Annotated in this window: 17 protein-coding genes; 14 read left to right on the top strand and 3 right to left on the bottom strand. The window is 47.1% G+C overall.

Annotated elements, in window-relative coordinates; genetic code table 11:
• The first annotated feature begins 12 nt into the window (after positions 1-12).
• On the top strand, positions 13-588 hold the full coding sequence (locus CXK86_RS23765) for a hypothetical protein (protein ID WP_101314681.1): 576 nt from the start codon (positions 13-15) through the stop codon (positions 586-588).
• A 137-nt stretch (positions 589-725) separates the two neighbouring features.
• Here CXK86_RS23765 and CXK86_RS23770 read toward each other — a convergent pair whose 3' ends face one another.
• Genes CXK86_RS23770 through CXK86_RS23780 form a run of 3 tightly spaced genes read right to left on the bottom strand, consistent with a single transcriptional unit; the run spans position 726 to position 4481 of the window.
• On the bottom strand, positions 726-1889 hold the full coding sequence (locus CXK86_RS23770; protein WP_101314682.1) for a Ger(x)C family spore germination protein: 1164 nt from the start codon (positions 1887-1889) through the stop codon (positions 726-728).
• Positions 1886-3388 (bottom strand): spore germination protein, encoded by a 1503-nt coding sequence (locus tag CXK86_RS23775; RefSeq protein ID WP_257468101.1) that lies wholly within the window; start codon positions 3386-3388, stop codon positions 1886-1888. The genes CXK86_RS23770 and CXK86_RS23775 overlap by 4 nt, the downstream gene beginning before the upstream one ends.
• The gene (locus CXK86_RS23780; RefSeq protein WP_101314683.1) at positions 3360-4481 is read right to left on the bottom strand and encodes a GerAB/ArcD/ProY family transporter; all 1122 of its coding nucleotides are present in this window, start codon (positions 4479-4481) and stop codon (positions 3360-3362) included. The genes CXK86_RS23775 and CXK86_RS23780 overlap by 29 nt, the downstream gene beginning before the upstream one ends.
• A gap of 204 nt (positions 4482-4685) precedes the next feature.
• Between CXK86_RS23780 and CXK86_RS23785 the strand changes: the two genes are divergently transcribed.
• The 13 genes from CXK86_RS23785 (at position 4686) to CXK86_RS23845 (ending at position 18644) form a co-directional block, all read left to right on the top strand.
• Positions 4686-5579, top strand: coding sequence for an NAD(P)-dependent oxidoreductase (locus CXK86_RS23785; protein WP_101314684.1), 894 nt, complete (start codon positions 4686-4688; stop codon positions 5577-5579).
• 277 nt (positions 5580-5856) lie between these two features.
• On the top strand, positions 5857-6588 hold the full coding sequence (locus CXK86_RS23790; RefSeq protein WP_101314685.1) for a nuclease-related domain-containing protein: 732 nt from the start codon (positions 5857-5859) through the stop codon (positions 6586-6588).
• Positions 6589-6853: 265 nt separating this feature from the next.
• Complete coding sequence (locus CXK86_RS23795) at positions 6854-7744, top strand: hypothetical protein (protein WP_101314686.1); 891 nt, start codon at positions 6854-6856, stop codon at positions 7742-7744.
• Positions 7745-7971: 227 nt separating this feature from the next.
• Positions 7972-9747, top strand: a complete 1776-nt coding sequence (locus CXK86_RS23800; RefSeq protein ID WP_180361861.1) for a cache domain-containing sensor histidine kinase — start codon at positions 7972-7974, stop codon at positions 9745-9747.
• On the top strand, positions 9744-10808 hold the full coding sequence (locus CXK86_RS23805) for a response regulator (protein ID WP_101314688.1): 1065 nt from the start codon (positions 9744-9746) through the stop codon (positions 10806-10808). Before CXK86_RS23800 ends, CXK86_RS23805 begins: the two co-directional genes overlap by 4 nt.
• Before the next feature lie 272 nt (positions 10809-11080).
• Positions 11081-11998, top strand: a complete 918-nt coding sequence (locus CXK86_RS23810) for an ABC transporter permease (RefSeq protein ID WP_243391250.1) — start codon at positions 11081-11083, stop codon at positions 11996-11998.
• 14 nt (positions 11999-12012) lie between these two features.
• The gene (locus CXK86_RS23815; protein ID WP_036606256.1) at positions 12013-12882 is read left to right on the top strand and encodes a carbohydrate ABC transporter permease; all 870 of its coding nucleotides are present in this window, start codon (positions 12013-12015) and stop codon (positions 12880-12882) included.
• Positions 12883-12942: 60 nt separating this feature from the next.
• Positions 12943-14598 carry an extracellular solute-binding protein gene (locus CXK86_RS23820; protein WP_101314689.1) on the top strand — a complete coding sequence of 552 codons (1656 nt, stop codon included), beginning with the start codon at positions 12943-12945 and terminating at the stop codon, positions 14596-14598.
• A gap of 343 nt (positions 14599-14941) precedes the next feature.
• Positions 14942-15388 carry a tellurite resistance TerB family protein gene (locus CXK86_RS23825; RefSeq protein ID WP_036606259.1) on the top strand — a complete coding sequence of 149 codons (447 nt, stop codon included), beginning with the start codon at positions 14942-14944 and terminating at the stop codon, positions 15386-15388.
• 35 nt (positions 15389-15423) lie between these two features.
• Positions 15424-16017 (top strand): TerD family protein, encoded by a 594-nt coding sequence (locus tag CXK86_RS23830; RefSeq protein WP_101314690.1) that lies wholly within the window; start codon positions 15424-15426, stop codon positions 16015-16017.
• A gap of 90 nt (positions 16018-16107) precedes the next feature.
• Complete coding sequence (locus CXK86_RS23835) at positions 16108-16683, top strand: TerD family protein (RefSeq protein ID WP_036606264.1); 576 nt, start codon at positions 16108-16110, stop codon at positions 16681-16683.
• A 92-nt stretch (positions 16684-16775) separates the two neighbouring features.
• Complete coding sequence (locus CXK86_RS23840; RefSeq protein ID WP_036606267.1) at positions 16776-17357, top strand: TerD family protein; 582 nt, start codon at positions 16776-16778, stop codon at positions 17355-17357.
• Between the two features lie 30 nt (positions 17358-17387).
• The gene (locus tag CXK86_RS23845) at positions 17388-18644 is read left to right on the top strand and encodes a TerD family protein (RefSeq protein WP_047841800.1); all 1257 of its coding nucleotides are present in this window, start codon (positions 17388-17390) and stop codon (positions 18642-18644) included.
• The last annotated feature ends 173 nt before the right edge of the window (positions 18645-18817 follow it).

An 18817-nucleotide genomic window follows, 5' to 3' on the forward strand; every position in this document is an offset into this window, starting at 1 on the left:
AGAGGTTAATCTATGCCCAAGACAAGCAACCGTCAACGGGTAGCGTACGTGTTGTTCTTTGTATTGGTCGCTCTGTTTTTGATACGCTCTTGTGGTCCGCAGGACATCGACACAATCTTAAGCGAAAAAGGCATTCCCCCAGAACAGGTGAAGCTAGTTACAACTATTGAACCGCGAACACAATTGGTATTATATCAAGATCTCACTACGAATAACCTGACTCCTGCTTTGATCCAGCAAAAGATGTGGTTCTCCGAACTGGCCAGAATGGGCGGTGGTCTGCAGGATAATCCGGTCGAGCCGCTTTCTTCTCATATATCAGGATACGAGGAGTCTAAAGGCAAAATGATCTATATTATATACGGGTATCTCCACGATGCTGACATTACCCAGGTGCATATTCGCTACGAACCAAATCTGGCATCTTCACGGTTGGAAGCGGAAATCGTGGAATCATCTTCCGATCAATCCAGCCGCAGGTTGTGGTATGCGGTAATCCAGCAGCCGATTCACGAGATGATATGGGACATAAAAGGGTTGAACGACGAAGGTCACGTCATCTACTCATCTCTCGATAGTGAGGATTAGGAAGCAGGCTGGCTTATGGAATGGAAACTTCGCTGTCATAGATCTGCATGATCCGAACTACAAACGGACTACATCCATATACACAAACACCCCTTATCCGTCGTTCCATACCGGACAAGGGGTGTTTCACATTCTGGCTACACTTTCCTTTTATATTTCCCTGTATATGGGATGGTGAGATGGATTTTCAGATCTTTAATCGAGTCTTCGGTAAGCATCATCTTGCTCCCATTGTTGGATAACTTACGCCAGAGTTTCGGATTTTTGCGATACAGCTTCTCCTGAAGACCGTAAATATCCACACCACGCTCAAGGCCGTGACGATAGGTCTGCATGATCTGCTCCCGTAACTTCACTTCACTAATCTGGATCATCTCCTCATAAGAGGTGGGCACCAGGTATTCGTACAGGGCAGTGAGGTAGTGGGCATTAATGTTGAACGTAACGTCTTCACCCTGAATGACAGGTTTAATTTTGATCTTTGGTAATCCTACACTGAGCGCCCCGTAGATCGTTCCATCCTTCTGGACAAGTAGAGGGGCCCGCCGCATGTCTTTGATTAGCCAGTGATAACCGGGAAGCTGACTGCGTGGAAAGTATTCAAAGTCATAGCCAGTCTTTTCAAAAAAGGCCCCTTCCACCAGAAACAAATCATGTTTCTTCTCATTCTCAGCCCACTGGGTATCGTTCAATGCAAGACTCGGCAGATACGTCGTGGTAGCGGGATCATTATGTGTTGCAATGAGCTTAAAACTAAGCACAGGCGGGTACAACGATTCTTCCATGTACGTGGGAAGTGGATTGTGAAGAATGCTGTCCAGTGGCGACATATTATAGATGGACGTTGCACTCAGGATTTTCTCCAGAGGCTCTCGTGTTCCATACACCCAGGTTGTATAACGGGATTCTGGGAACCGTCCCAGCATGTCGAACACTTCTTTGATGTGTTTGCTGGTCAGCACACCTTCGGCCATAACGATGGCTGTCACATGCCCCCAAGCCATGTGTAATTGAGCCGTACGGAACAGTTCGTTCAGCGCCAGACTCATGGTTTTCCCTTCGGCATGTCCGACCCATACAGGCGGTGTATCTGCACTTTTGGTTGAACTTTCACTTTTGGCGACACTGGCAAAATCCAGCGTTTGTACATACAGATGATACATGCCGTCCTTATAATCAATCCCAAAGGCTTTGGCGTAGTCTACCTGTTGAATCTCAAAGGCACTCCAGCACCCACTTGTCATCACGCACATCGATAGGCTTAACAGACCTAGCATATATCGCTGTAACAAGTGTTTCATCGTCCGTTTCCTTTCTTACGCGGTTCTTGAGTCTCAAGATAGACGGGTCTTCGTTTACCTAACCCCTTTGGCAGTTTGAATAATGAAGCTATCGCTTGTTTGAAATGAAGTGGTGTTAACGGCGTGAGATACGGAATGCCAAATGATTTGAGATCGGTCAGATAGATGAGGAACAGAATCAACGACAGGATGAACCCATAGATGCCGAGGGATGCCCCCAAGACAAAACAAAGGAACCTCAGGATCAGCACAGAACTGGTCATGACCTGATTCACAATGGTTGCTCCAGCTACGACGGTAACTGCGATGATGACAATCATGAGGGGAGAGACCATGCCGGCTCGAATGGCGGAATCTCCGATAATCAGACCTCCAACGACAGTTAATGTCTGGCCGATGGCACTTGGCAAACGTACCCCTGCCTCACGGAACAGCTCCATCAGCAGCATAATGAGAAACATCTCCATTCCCGATTCCATCGGAAGTCCCATGCGTCCAACCGAGATCGTCGCGACTAGAGGAAAGGGGATCTGATCCATATGAAAGGATGTCAGCGCAATATAGAATCCGGGCAGGAACACGGTGATCATCAGGCCAAGAAAGCGCAGCATCCGTCCTACGTTCACAGGCAAGAAGGGAAAGCTGGCATCCTCCGGGGATTTGAGCAAAAGAAACAGATTGACTGGCCCAATGATGGCGCTGGGATTGCCGTCGACAATGAGGATAAAACGTCCATTCAGGAGACATTCTGCAGCAAAGTCAGGCCTGCCCGTATAATGGGTGACGGGAAACAAAGTAATCTTCGAAGGCGACAGCAATTCTTCCAGTTCGTTGGCGGTCAAGATGCGTTCGGTCTCAATCTTACGCAACCGATCCTGGACGTCTTCGATCAGCTCCGGATTGGCGATATTTTTGATATACATCAATGCCACCTTGGTTGCAGAACGTGTACCGATCAGTTCGATATTGCAGGCCAGTTGGTTGGTACGCAGACGGGTGCGTATCAAGGCAACATTAACGGCAAGTGGTTCAATGAACCCATCTCTTGCCCCGCGGATCGAAACTTCGGTGGTCGATTCCTCCGGTGTCCGAGTAGGGATGTTAGATATATCAATACTCCACATGGTTTGCAGGGAAGGAATACAGATCAACATATGGCCTTCAAAAACACGAAGAGACATCAGTTCAGTTCCAAATGCCGGATCTTGCAGATCCATTCGGGTCCAATCTAGGCTGATGCACTTTTCAATATCGGATGTACGGATAAAGTGTGTATTTTCATATGTTCGTTTGAGTTCCGGGAGAATAATATCGTAGATCGCTTCACTATCTACCATACCGCTGCAATAGGTCATAATGAGTTGCATCGGAGGTTCTCCGATCATATGACTATTGATGATGACATCATCAGATCCGGCAAAAAAGGTATTCAGGTTATGCTCGTTCATTCGGAACGGTTCAACGTCAGGATTATTCTTGGGTTGGGTTGAGATCGGCACGTTTGGGAGCCTCCTTGTCCTTTTTGTGGATTAATGCGGCAATGGTCAATATTACGGTAACGATAGATACATAAGCGAGCGTGACCGGGAACTGAATATGGTCCACATAATAATCCACGTAATCAATGCGCCACCATTGCATCGCCATGAAGCTCATGATGACGGTAATGGTGAGAATCGCGATATATCGTTTCTTCGGTCTGCGGAAATTCAGCAGATCCACGATGAGATACATGGATATGGCCACCCTTGCGAAGGAACCACTAAGCCACTGATAGATGGATAGAAAATCAACGTGTTGCAGCAGCTTGCCGATATTCACAAGTTTCCATTGCTCATAGGGACTGTTCCGTTGTTTGGCTGCTTCTTCAGGACCAAACTCCACGATGGCTCCGATCGTGGGACCGATCGCCATACTGAGCATAAACACGCCGAGGATTAGAACATACCACCAACGAATTTTGCCTTTGACTTCATGTTGGAACAACATAAGAATCCAGATTTCCATAAGCCCGGCTAAGGAGTAGATCATGCCCCGCCACACGGGACCCATGCCGTTCTCCATAATCGGGAACAATAGACTGTAGTCTTTGTATTTCATATTGGCGGACATTACAAAATAACCAAGCAAAATGACAAAGGGCAGCAGCAGACTGGAAGTCATCGCAATGGAGCGTATGCCTTTAGCCGCTGCCCATGCAGCAACCAGTGCTCCGCCACCTGCCAGAACATAAGGAGGTGTGAATTGAAGATACGTGGATACGGTCCAGTTGGTTGTCTCATACAACGTATGTGTGCCAAGCGTGAACAGCAGAATGGAAGCGGAGATTCGGAAGATCCAGGAAGGGACCGCACCGAATTCTCGCGTAATCCAATCTGTTAATCGCTGTCCACGTACACGCCGAATGATGATATACATCATACATAGAAACAACATGAAAAAAGGGGCAGCAGCCACGACAGACAACCATCCGTCTCTGCCGCCAGCTTCGAGAATTGCTGGGATGGACAAGACATGGCAGACCAGTCCGGCACTTAATAAAATGATGGAAAAGGACAACCAAATGGTAATTTGACCTTTTTCACGACTCATGCGAATCCTCCTTTCCAATGAAGGAAGTTTACGTTAGGTTGTACAGCATATGGGAAGTTGATTCCTTTTTCAGATTTTTTCACATAAAGCTGTAACCGATATGGACGGACTACGCAGAAAGCTTTAACATACAGATATAGCAATGTCGAAGACAAGCACTGAGCGAAGCATAGAGAAATAGGGGAAATAGGGAGGAAACCTACGATGACAAATACAACGAAGGCACCTGGAGAGACTAAGGTTGGCTTTATTGGTACAGGCGTGATGGGTAAAAGCATGGCTGGGCACATCCAGAGAGCAGGGTATCCTCTGCATGTGTACACGCGAACTGCTGCCAAAGCGGAAGCGTTGGTGAAAGAGGGTGCCGTATGGCATGACACACCAGGCAAACTGGCTGCCGCGTGTGATGTCATCATCACGATGGTGGGGTATCCGAAAGATGTAGAGGAGAGTTATCTCGGTGAGGATGGACTCGTAGCGAATGCCAAACCGGGTTCATATCTGATTGATATGACAACATCCAGTCCGCTACTGGCTGCACGAATCTTTGAAGCTGCGGAAGCCAAAGGACTGCATGCACTGGACGCACCTGTGTCGGGCGGTGATATCGGAGCGCAGAACGCGAAGCTGTCCATTATGGTTGGTGGTAGTTCGGAGGCCTTTGAAGCCGTGCGTCCGCTGTTTGAGCAGATGGGCACCAACATTGTGCTGCAAGGCAAGGCGGGAGCCGGGCAGCATACCAAAATGTGCAACCAGATTGCCATTGCCTCTGGCATGATGGGTGTATGCGAAGCACTTGCCTATGCCAAGACGTCTGGTCTGGACGCGGAGACCGTGCTGAAGAGCATTGCTACCGGTGCAGCCGGAAGCTGGTCGCTCAGCAATCTCGGTCCGCGCATGATCGCAGGCGATTATGAGCCTGGATTCTATGTGAAACATTTTATCAAAGACATGGGAATTGCACTGGAGTCTGCAAAAGCGATGGGCATGAAAACGCCTGGGTTGGCTTTGGCCGAATCTCTGTATCAGGAAATAGCGAATAATGGGCTGGAAGAGAAGGGTACTCAGGTGCTCTACACCTATTATCTTCAGGCTTAACAACCAAGAGAACAGCAGCGTATTCTTTTTCTATTCAGGAAAGGGTTGCGCTGTTTTTTTCAATTTTGCGGCTTGTTTATGCGTCTAAAGTCACGAAATGGGTTAAATGTTCATATGTACTTTGCGTATTGGAGAGATTTTGATCGTTTTCCCTTTATTTTTACCCCGCTTTATCCGACATAAGTAATAGAAGTTTACATAATGAATGTGTCAAAGGATGTTATTCCTCCTGTAATGGTCACCCGTAACCCACACTATAATAGAACGGAGCTTGCCCATGTTCAAGAAAATCCTGTCTCTGTTCAAGACACAACCAGAGCTTGCGAACCAGATTACAGCCTCCGCTTCAGCGTTACCATCAACGACAACCATTCCCCCGCGTATGGTCCGTGGTAAGCGCAAGAAAAAGGCGGAAGGGGATTGGATACGCCAGCCGGAGGAGCCTAGTACAGCAGATCAGCTGATAGGTCTTCCAAGTCAATATAAAGTGCTGAACGACCTGCTCGTTACCAATCCGAAGTCACGCTCCGGTTATTCGCAGATTGATCATGTCGTGATCGGCCCTCGGGCAATCTTTGTAATCGAAACTCGAAATCTGACGACAGGTGAGATTCGCGGCGGAAGAAGAGAGGCCAATTGGTCGGTCAGCAGCAGCCGGGTCAAAATGTACAATCCACTTATGCAGCATCGTGCACATGTGGAAGCCATCCATGCACACCTTGGAGACTACAAAAGAGTACGTCTCGTCTCTATGGTGACCTTCACCAACCGATGCCGCATCAGTGTTGATCCTGCTGTGAGGTATGTGAATTCGGATGAACTGATCATCTACGATCATGAATTGGTGGAAACGATTCAGCGCAAGACGGAACGACTTGAGACTGAGGTTCCCGAAACCGTATTTCAAGAGAAAGATATCCAGGCGATCTACGCTCTGTTATCATCGGTTAATTCCACCGATCCTCAGATTCGGTCAGAGCATATGGAGAAGGCTAAAGGGATCAAATAATTACGCTTCACGAACACTGTTGTCCATATGGGCGGCAGTGTTTTTGCGTTGCGGTGGTAGTTAATGCGCGCCTAGTAAAAGGCTTTAGACACAGGTATATCGTCGTATACAACCGGTTTTTAACTTATGATAGAATGTAGACCATATCCAATTGTGTGAATCAAGCATGTTATATGAAAGGATATTTTTGTAAGTAAGTGTTCAAGTCTTGGAGCAGAGGTTAATGGTTCTCAGGAATATACATACGATAGGGGAAGATTATACGATGAAATGGAATTATACGATAAAGACGTTCACAGTTATGCTTGGTTTGGCAGCGATTCTGACAGCTTGTGGTGGCGGAGCGAAAGAGACGTCATCGCCGGAGTCTGCTTCCGGTACAGAAGTTGCTTCATCAGAAACAAGCAGCTCGAATGCTGCCGTAACAGAAACCACAGCAACCGGTTCGAATGGGAGTGATGAGATAGGTTCAGCTACAGAAGAAGCTTCTTCAGCTGACGACGGCAAGATTGGAAAGGACTCCACATTGGAAGAGTTGAAGCAGCAGTATGCGGATAAACTTGGTTATATCCGTGTCCCTCTGAATGATTATCCGGTGCGTCGGGTCAGTGAGGCAGGTTCCAAAAATATTAATGTAGCCAATTATAGCGATGCCGTTGTGGACATGAATGCAGGGGTGCCGATTCATTCCGATTCGCAGCGGTTGATTGATGATGCCTTTCCATTTTTCACAACCGTACAAGCACCTGACGAATCTTATATAACTTGGGAAGAAGCAACCAATCTGGAGCGTGCCATGGTGAAAACACTGTTTATCGCCCGTGAAGGTCTACTGATCACTGAAGATGCGATGAAAAATAAGGATTATAGCAGTACATCGTTCCAGGATTCCAAGGATTTCTTCAGGGTCACAGCGAAATTTGAATCCATGGCACCTGTTGCACAGCATCCGCGTGACATTACGTTGAGTACGCTATACGACAAAGCACGCACGTCATGGGGCAAGCTTGCTGCGATGGACCCGGAGCAGGATGAAGCGGCGTTTGCTGAGATGTACAAGACGACGAGAACCGATGCCAATAATGCCATGGGGTTGCTTAATGTTCTGTTGTCTACGAATGAGGAAGAACGGATCAAAGAGATTTACGGGGAATAAAAATGCCGTGATCCAGAGTTAATCTGGATCATCCCGGTAACATGTCTGGATCACATGCCTTCAAACTCTGACTACCGATTGAAGCGGGGTCAGGGTTTTTCTGGTTTTTTCCAATAGGTGTATGATATGTTTTTAGGAGTAAGACATGTCCGGAATATAGGTGAGGTGTGGGAAAGATGTGGTGGATGAACTTTTGTAAACGCTTTAAATTTAAAACGAAGCTAATCTTGTTTTTATCTACCGCAACGGTCTTAATCTCCGGAATCACAGGGTTGATCACCTATCGCATCCATATCGACCTGTTCAATGAAGAGGTCAGTCGCCAGTATAGTCTTACCGCAGAGCAGATTCTTGCACGTCTGGATTCCAGGGTACACGACATGTATAAAGTCACCGATTATATCACACTGAATCCCTCCGTAAAAAATGCCATCAAAGCACAGACCTCTGGCATCTCGTCCTATGATCAGATGAAGCTAGAAGATGAACTGGATGATCAGTTGTATCAGGTAAGGCTGGATGCACCGGAGATCATGGGGCTCCGCATATATGACCTGAAGGAAAACATATTTAATCTCGGTGCCTTTGCTGGCTCATTTCAACAGATGGATCCTTCCTATCTGGCAGAGATGGTTCATAGACTGGAAGGAACGGGCGGCGAATATGGTTGGAATCGTTTGGGGCCGGATGCCTTCTTGCAGGAGGAACAATCCAATTGGATTCTGGCGGGACGATTAATGCGGTCTGTTGATCTGGAGACCTATGGCGTCATGTTAATTCTGTTTAACACCTCGTTGTTCGAATCGTATCTCAAAGATCTGCGACTGAACGAGGAAGTTGCTGTCTACTTGTTTGACGCAGATGGTGAGCTTCTATATGCCTTTCATAATCAGGATGCGGATCCACCACCACTTACCGAGCTAAGCCTAGGGGCGACGGAGATCAGGGACGAGCAGGGAACAACCCAATTGTATACGAAGCAAACGTCAGACAAAGCGGGCTTCACCCTGGTCAGCAAGGTCTCACTGGCTCAGATTCAGAACAAGGGAAAGATTATTGTAAAAGTTGCTGTGTTCTCTGCGGTAGCCAGCATATTATGCTCCTGGTTCATCATTACCGTAATTAGCGGCAGACTGTTGCGTCCACTTGCGAGTCTAGTCAACGCGATGAAAAGAGTGCGTGATGGACAGTTCGATACACGGGTTCGGATCGAGACACGGGATGAGCTCGGTTTCATCGGTGAACGATTCAATGCAATGGCTTCCCGGATTGATACGCTTATACATGAAGTGTACGAGCGCGAACTCAGTGAAAAAGAAGCTGAACTCAAAGCTATTCAGGCCCAGCTGAATCCCCATTTTCTGTATAACACGCTGAGCATGTTTTTCTGGAAGTTCTATATGCTTGGTGATGAGAAATCGGCTCGCCTGGTCACTGCCTTGTCCGAGATGCTGCAGTATACGCTGGAACCCGTGCAGCAACTAACGACCGTGCAGGATGAGATGAAGCAAATAGATCACTACCTGCAGATTCAGCAGGCCCGGTATCAGGAAGCCTTGTCGATTGAAATTGCCGTTCCTGCTGAATTGTTTCGCTGTCAGGTGATCCGACTGTTGCTTCAGCCCATCGTGGAAAATGTTTTTGTTCATGCCTTCTCGGACAAAAGGAACAACCGCCATCTGGAAATTCGTGGCTCGCGGCATACCGGGCATGAAGGAGAGCCGGATCTGCTCATCATTGAAATTTCAGATAACGGCTGCGGCATGAACGCATCGGTCATTGAACGCATTATGACGCCAGTGGCACATGCAGATGAGGAACGTCAGCACATTGGCATGCGGAGTGTACTTCGAAGAATTGAGTTGATTCACGGTGAACCCTACGGTGTACAGATCGAGTCGACTGTGGGAGAGGGTACGCTAGTACGTCTTCGTTTGCCTTATCAGATCGGTGAGGACTTATGCCGGGAAATTCAGGTGACTGAGAGGAGTAGGTTCTGTTGAATGGACGTATGCTTGTAGTGGATGATGAAGCATTATTTCGTCAGGGTCTGATTCATCTGGTTCGCAATAACCCCCTCGGTTGGGAGGTCGTTGGGGAAGCGGCCGATGGAGAAGAAGCGATACAGGCTGTACACAGCTACACACCTGATCTGATCATTACGGACATCAACATGCCTGTGATGGATGGTCTAGATTTGGCTGAACGCATACACGAGAGTGGACTGGACATTATGATTATCATTTTGACAGGTTATCGTGAGTTCGAATATGCACAGCGTGCCATCCGGTATGGGGCAATTGAATTTTTGTTAAAACCGTTCTCGCTCGATGAAGCATGTCAGGTGTTACAAAAGGCACATGAACGATATCGCCGAAAACAGTCCGACATTCGGATCAGGGAACAATACAGCCAGGTGGACCGTACCGAGAGACTGCGAGAGGAACTGACTTTGTTGTTGCTCCACCATCAATTCGGATCGATAATGAATCGGATCGAGATGTTGCTAGAAGAAGCGTCCGGGATGAGCTTGTCACAAGGCAAAGCGGAGATTCATATGCTTATGAAGGTCATGACGGACTTACTGGTACAACAGCTTCAGCCTCAGGAATCCGGTGGTATGGACTCAACTGCCCCAGATCCACTGCTCTGGATTCATACCATACCTGAAGTCATCGCTTGGGCCAGACGCAAGAGCGAAGAGTGGCTGGATATGCTAATGCGGCTAACTCAGGAACAGCAGGATCATGTCGTTACACGAGTTATACAGTATATTGAAATGAACTATTCCAGCACATGCACGTTGCAGGCCGTGGCTGCCCATGTTCATGTGACACCCAACTACTTGAGCCATTTGTTCAAAAAAGAAACAGGACAAGGCTTCAGCCAATATGTCAGCAAGCGCCGAATTGATAAGGCGAAGCTGCTGCTGCACAGCACTCGGCAGAGCATGGCAGATATCGCGGAACTGACCGGGTTCGATAACTCCAGTTATTTTACAACCGTATTCAAACAGATGACGGGGGTATCTCCCCGCGAATATCGCAAGCAAGTAGCCAAGTGAAGTGCCCGGTAGCAATCCCCCTCGAACTGCTGCAGGGTCTCAAATTAAAGAGAAGCCTCCTCTTAATATCTGTTTGTTTCCAAGGGCAACCCCACCATGTGGGGTTATTTTTGCGTAGAAAATTATAAAAGGATCGTTAAATAACAAATGTTTACGCTTACATTTTTATCTAAAATACAACTATAGTACATCAACAGCAGAGAGGAGTGATGGATGTGAAGGGGGAACTGACCGCAGGTCCGCCGTCTGGATTACAACCGCCGGACAGTGAAATGAAGCAGCGGATTCGGCAGCAGCGGCTTCGACGATTCAAGATGAATATACCGTTAATCTTGATGTTTGTTCCGGTGATTATGTTCTACCTGACCTTTCGTTATGCACCCATCGGAGGGCTGGTCATGGCCTTTAAGGATTACAACTTCTATGATGGGCTGTGGAACAGTCCATGGGTGGGCTTTCAGCATTTTCAGACGCTGTTCAGTGATCCGCGCACGGTGGAGATTATTCGCAACACCTTGTTCCTCAGTCTGTTAAGCATCATTATCGGGTTTCCCATTCCGATCATTCTGGCCATTATGCTGAATGAAGTGCGAAACATGGCCTTTAAGCGAACGGTGCAGACGGTGGTCTATATGCCACACTTCTTTTCCTGGGTCATCATTGCGATGATGATCATGACGGTTTTCTCTTTGGAAAATGGGATCGTCAACCGCTGGGTCGAGGCCTGGACGGGAGCGCCTTATCCGTTCATGTACAACAAGGGTTCGTGGGTAGCGGTGTTTGTTGGCTCAGGGATCTGGAAGGACATGGGCTTTAATGCCATCATTTTTCTCGCGGCACTAACGACCATTGATCCGAGTCAATACGAGGCTGCACAGATGGATGGGGCCAGCAAAATGCGCCAGATCTGGCATGTTACCCTTCCGGGTATACGCTCTACCATTATTCTCCTGCTGATTCTGTCGATGGGGCGGGTGATGGAGGTCGGATTCGACCAGGTGTATATGCTTCAGAATTCCAATGTCAATGAGATAGCGGATGTAATTAGTACCTATATCTACCGCACCGGTCTTCAGGGAGCACAGTTCAGCCTGACAACAGCGATGGGATTGTTCGAATCACTGGTTGCATTTATCCTCATTTTCAGTGCCAATTATATCGCGCGGCGATTTAACGAAGGTTTGTGGTAGGGAGGGAGAACAGCATGAGAAAAACCAAAGGAGAAAAAGTCTTTTATCTAATCAATTATGTATTGTTGTCATTGGTTGCCGTCAGCTGTATCCTGCCCTTACTCAACATTGTTGCCTTGTCATTTAGTGATGCGAGAGCGGTAGTTTCAGGTCAAGTGGGGTTATGGCCCGTCGATTTCACCTGGTTCTCCTATCACAGCCTAATTACGGGAACGCCGATTCTGAATGCATTCTGGAACAGTGTGGAGATCACATTGATCGGTACAGGGCTCAGCATGGCGGTGACGATTATGGCGGCATATCCGCTGTCACGTAGACATTTTTATCACCGGCGCTTTTTTACGATGGCGATGGTGTTCACAATGATTTTTAACGGTGGACTCATCCCAACTTATTTGGTCGTGCAAAATCTCGGTCTTGTGAACAGTTACGGCGCGCTCTGGCTACCGGGCCTGGTGAGCACGTACAACATGCTGATTATGCGATCTTATTTTGAAAATCTGCCGGGGGAAGTGGACGAGGCTGCGCGCATCGATGGTTGTGGTGAACTGGGGCTTTTGTTCCGAATCGTGTTGCCATTATCCAAACCTTTGCTGGCGACTATTGCTCTCTTTTACGGCGTGGGTTACTGGAATTCGTTCATGAGTGTGATGATTTATATCAATGATACGTCCAAATACAACATGACCGTGCTTGTCCAAAATATGATTATGTCCAATCTGAATGTACAGGATTTTACCGATCCAACGATGATATCGAATCTGACCCCGGAAGGCATCCGGGCAGCAGCTGTCATTGTGATGGTCATACCCATTTTGGCAGTGTATCCGTTCTTGCAGAAGTACTTCGTTAAAGGGGTCATGCTTGGATCAATTAAAGGTTAAAGCAGGCTGTGGGTTAACCCGCATGGGTTCATATTACAGGAGAGAAAGAGGGTCTTATCTATGGCGTTAACGAGGAAGGCATGGATGAAGTCGGGTCTCGTTCTGGGCTTGATCGGTGGTTTGCTGGCGGGATGTACAGGAGGTAACGGTAGCGAACAGGCGGAAGGCGAAGGCAACAGGGGGAACATCACGTCAACGATCTATGATCGTGGCGCGGTCCCAAGCGGCATGGGTACGATCGAAGATAATATGTGGTCCAAGTGGATTAACGAGAATGGCCCGGCAAATGTAAAATATACAGCAGTTCCCCGCTGGGAATCTCAGTCGAAACTTAACGTATTATTCGCTTCTGGCAGTGCACCGGATATCATTTTTGAATTCGGTACGCCCATCCGTAACACACTGTTTAATCAGAAACAGCTGATGCCGCTGGATGAGTTGATCGAGAACTCGAGTGTGGAATACAAAGCCTTGATGGAGAAATATCCCCAGCTCAAGAAGGCCGGCATTAAAAACGATGGGAAGCTCTATGAAGTGGGACGTATGAACGAGGTGTTTCCACTAACGAGCTTTTTCATCCGGGAAGATTGGCTAGAAAAGTTGAATCTGGAGGTACCGACCAATGAAGAAGAGATGCTGGCGGTAGCCAAGGCCTTCACGGAGAATGATCCCGATGGAAACGGAGCTAAGGATACATACGGCATCGGTGGATTTCAGTTCGGCGATACAGCGGGTCTATTCCGCTATATGTACAACGCCAACTGGGTGAATGTGGAGGACGGGGAGATGGTGGTTGGTCCCAACAACATGAAAGAAGCCACGGCATTCAAACGTGCATTATATGAAGCAGGTGTGGTCGATAAGGACTTATTGACCGACAAGGACGGGGCTAAGGCGAAGCAGGATTTCCTGAATGGCAAAATCGGTATGTACGCGGCCATGACTTCGGATTATACCGGGTTTGCAGCGAAGGAACTGGATACACTTATGCAGAATGTTCCTGAGGCCAAATTAAAGGTCATCGCTCTGCCAACCACGTCCGTAGGACAGCACACGATGGTGTGGAATAACCCGGTTCAGATGACTGCAGCTGTGAATGCACGAGCCAAAAATCCGGAAGCAGTTATGCAATATATCGATTTTCTGACCAAAATAGAGTCAGGCCGAACCTTCAAAAATGGATTTGAAAACACGCATTATACGCTGAACGATCAAGGTTGTCCGCGCATCTCGGATCAGGAGAAATACAAACAGGAGATCAGCTGGGCAGGCGATTACGCCATGTTGTACAGCCGTCTGGAGGAAGGCAAATGCGGGTACACAGAAATGCTGTTCAGCGAAGAGATTCCGTCGCAGAAGGAAGGACTTCGACTATTCAAGGAAGCGCGTGAGGTATACATGACGGATCTTCCGGTAGGAGAGGGTGTTACCCATTCAGAACATATGCCGCAGCTACCCAAGGAGCTTCAGGTGAAGTTGACCAATGTGACAACAGCGATCAACGATATCTTTACCCGTTCCATCATTGGCGGAAGCAAATATACAGTCGAACAGGCTGCAACGGAAGCACAGCAGAAGTGGGAGCAAGGCGGGGGCCCGGAGATTGAAGCATGGTACAAAGACTGGTGGGGCAAGGAAAAGGATAATGTACTAGTCTGGGACGACTTCTATGAAATCTATGAACAACAACAGGCTGATTTTGAAAAATCGGAATAAATTCACGGATTCAAATCATTCATGAAATTTATAATTTTGGTGTTGGTAGAAATAAGCGCTCTGATCCCCTGATCAGAGCCTTTTTATGTTTGGGCTTCAAATAGGGGAATATTTGCCTGAAAAATGAAGTGAATAGAAAGTTCTCGCATCTTGCTTGAAACTATATCCAGAACGATGCGTATCATAAGGTATTAATTGTTTTTTAATGTAGAATATTGCCGTATTTCAGAGTATAGTTAAGGAATAATTTAACTTATATTCAACATGATGTAGACATGAAAGTTACTGAAAAATCTTGAAAAGAATGTACGGAACACCAGGTTGAAACTATTGGAGGTTGAGTATGAGTTCATTTAAAAGCTGGTTAAATTCAACAAAACAAGGACTTGAAGAGCAAGTCAAAAAGTTTAAAAATAAAGATTTTATGGATGCCGTGGTTGCAGGTTGTGCACTGGTTGCTTTTGCAGATGGTTCCATTGATGAAGCGGAAAAGAACAAGATGGCCGGTTATATCAACCTGAGTCAGGAATTGAAAGTATTTGATATGGCTGAAGTGATTACACGCTTTAATCATTATGTTGCGAACTTTGAGTTCTCTCCAGAGATCGGGAAGCAGGAAGCGCTGAAAGCTATTGGGAAATTCAAAGCCAAGCCAGATGTAGGACGCGTTATTGTGGGTGTATGCAGTGCGATTGGTTCAGCTGATGGCAACTTTGATGATCAGGAGAAAAGAGTCGTTGCCGAGATATGCATCGTACTTGGACTGAACCCGAGTGAATTCAATCTCTAAGTAGCTATTTTACATATGAAGGGAGGTGAAAATCAGTGGCAAGCATTAATTTGGTCAAAGGACAAAAGATTGATTTAACCAAAGGCAATGCAGGACTTACTGAGGTGATTGCTGGTCTCGGTTGGGACCCGGTAACTGCCAAAGGTTTCTTTGGAAGAAAAAAACAAGCGGATATCGATTGTGATGCATCGGCGATCATGTTGAATGAGGAAGGCAAGTTGGTCAAGGACTCCAACCTGGTTTGCTTCCACAACAAGCAAAGTGCATGTCGTTCGGTTATCCATTCAGGTGACAATCTAACAGGACAGGGAGACGGTGACGACGAACAGATCAAAATGGATCTGTCCCGTATTCCTGCTGATGTTCATAAAATATTAATCGTTGTTAATATCTACGATTGTGTCAATCGCAAGCAAGATTTTGGCATGATTGAGAAGGCTTATATTCGTATTCTGGATGGTAAAAATTCCAGTGAGCTCGTGAAGTTCAATCTATCCGAAAACTACACAGGTTCAACGGCGTTGATCTGTGGTGAATTGTATCGTCATGGAGGCGAATGGAAATTCTCGGCAATTGGAGAGGGTTCCCATGCGGTACATATCAATGAACTCGCTCGCAGGTACTCCTAAGTACAAGATTTAATCTAAATCGACAATAATCCTGATATTCATATGTCACGATAACTACAATACACTTAAATAAGCGAGGATGATCATACGATGGCAATTAATCTCTCTAAAGGTCAAAAAATCGATCTGACTAAAACGAACCCAGGTTTGACAAAAATCACAGTAGGCTTGGGCTGGGATACCAATAAGTATGATGGCGGAAAAGACTTTGACCTGGATGTATCGGTATTCTGTGCCAATGCAAACGGTAAAGTAGAAGGCGAGAAAAACTTCATCTTCTTCAACAATCCACAAAATGAAAATGGTTCTGTTGTTCACACCGGTGACAACCGTACAGGAGATGGCGATGGTGATGATGAGCAGATCAATATCGACCTGCCTAACGTACCCGCGAATGTAGAGAAAATTGCATTCTCCATTACAATCTACGAAGCTACAGAACGTAGCCAGAACTTCGGACAAGTCTCCCGTGCTTATGTGCGAATCGTCAACGAAGCAAACAGCGAAGAACTGATTCGTTTCGACCTGGGAGAAGACTTCTCCATCGAAACAGGTGTAGTTGTTGGTGAATTGTATCGTCATAGCGGCGAGTGGAAGTTCAGTGCCATCGGTAGTGGTTACCAAGATGGATTGGTTGGATTGACACGCGACTACGGTTTGCAATAGGACGTACAGTACGACTTACAGGATGGGAAGAACCGTCTCCTGGACGGTTCTCCTTTTCATTTACTCACATATTTGGAAAGGTGGAAAAACAAATGACGATCAGTCTTGCCAAAGGACAACGTATCGACCTGACTAAAACGAATCCGGGCCTTACCCGTGTGGTGGTTGGTTTGGGTTGGGACACAAACAAATATAGTGGTGGAGTCGACTTTGACCTGGACGCTTCGGCTTTTTTGTTGTACGAAGATGGAAAAGCCAAAGGTACGGATGACTTTGTTTTTTACAACAATCCAAGCGGCGGTGCGGGTTCAGTAACACATACTGGTGATAACCGTACAGGTGAAGGTGACGGCGATGATGAGCAAGTTGTCGTTGATTTCAGCAAAATCCCTGCGCACATTCACCGGATCGGTATTACCGTAACCATCTATGATGGAGATGGACGAGGGCAGAATTTTGGACAAGTCTCCAATGCTTTTGTTCGTGTTGTAGATGCTGCAAGTGATCGGGAAGTGCTTCGGTTCGACCTCGGAGAAGACTACTCTACAGAAACAGCTGTGGTATTCTGTGAGTTTTACCGTGCAGGTGCGGACTGGAAATTCCAGGCGGTAGGCAGTGGCTTCACAGGTGGACTATCTGCTTTATGCAAAAATTACGGACTGGATGCACAATAACATAACTTGGCATAGAAAGGTGATTCTGCTATGGCGATTTCTGTCGTGAAAGGCCAGAAGAGTGATCTGACCAAAACCAATCCGGGCTTGTCCCGGCTAACGGTAGGCATTGGTTGGGAGGCAGCCTCGGGTGTAGAGCTGGACACATCAGCATTCCTTCTGGGTTCAGACAATAAAGTGGCTGGAGATGAGGATTTTATCTTTTATAATCAACCCTCTACCTCGTTCATCACGTATATGGATGGTGGACAGGTTGGTGGCGAGAAGAAACAATTCGCCATTGATCTTGGCAAAATCCCTGCCCGAATTGAGAAAATCGCCTTCAGCCTGACGATTCATGACGGTGAAGCACGACGCCATCATTTTGGACAGGTTCAGCATGGCTTTCTACGGTTTGCCAATGCAGCTACAGGTCAAGAAGTAATGAGATATGATCTGGGAAGCGGTTTTACAGTGGAGACCGCGATTGTCATCGGTGAATTGTACCGTCATAACGGAGAATGGAAGTTCAATGCAGTAGGGTCGGGTTTTGCAGGTGGTTTGAATGCACTCTGCGCTAACTTTGGTGTGGATGTGGATGGTGGATCAGACCCCGCACCAACGACTTCAACCGTTCCTCCGACAGCTGTACCGACTCCGCCACCCCCGGTGCCCGCACCAGAACCGACGCCTGCTCCTGTGAATTCGATCAATTTCAGCAAAATTGAATTGAAGAAGAAGGGGGACACCATTAACCTCAAGAAAAATGCGGGGGGACTTGGGGAAATCCTGATTAACCTGAACTGGAATCAACAGGGTAGCAAAGGGTTATTTGGTCGCAGCAAGAGTGTGGATCTGGACTTGGGCTGCCTGTTCGAGATGAAGGATGGTACACGAGATGTGATTCAGGCATTGGGACAGACGTTTGGTTCACTGAATCGTTTCCCTTATATTGCACTGGATGGGGATGACCGGACGGGATCGGTTAAGACGGGAGAGAATCTGCGGATTAATGGTGCCCGTATCTCGGAAATTGAGCGCATCTTGGTATTCACCTATATTTATGGTGGTGTGGCCAACTGGTCTCAAGTAGACGGTGTGGTAACCATTCAGCAGAAGGACGGTCCCGATATCATCGTTCGAATGAATGAATACGGGAGCCCGCTTGGCATGTGTGGCATCGCGATGTTACGCAATGTGAACAATGAGACATTCAGTATTGAACGAATCGTGCAGTTCTATAATGGGCATCAGGCGTTGGACGAGGCTCATGATTGGGGAATGCAGTGGGTTGCGGGAAGAAAGTAATCATTTGTATTTATTCAATATATAAACGCTGTATCGGTCAGCGCCATTGCAAGGATACTGTTGACCAACGTTATCCTCGATAATAGACCATCAATCCCTCCAGACTAAGGAGGGATTGGTTTTTATGCCCCGACAGCTGGAATCAACTATTGCAGATTGGCTATTGCCAAAGG

The organism is Paenibacillus sp. BGI2013, assembly GCF_002843485.1.
Lineage (GTDB): Bacteria > Bacillota > Bacilli > Paenibacillales > Paenibacillaceae > Paenibacillus > Paenibacillus amylolyticus.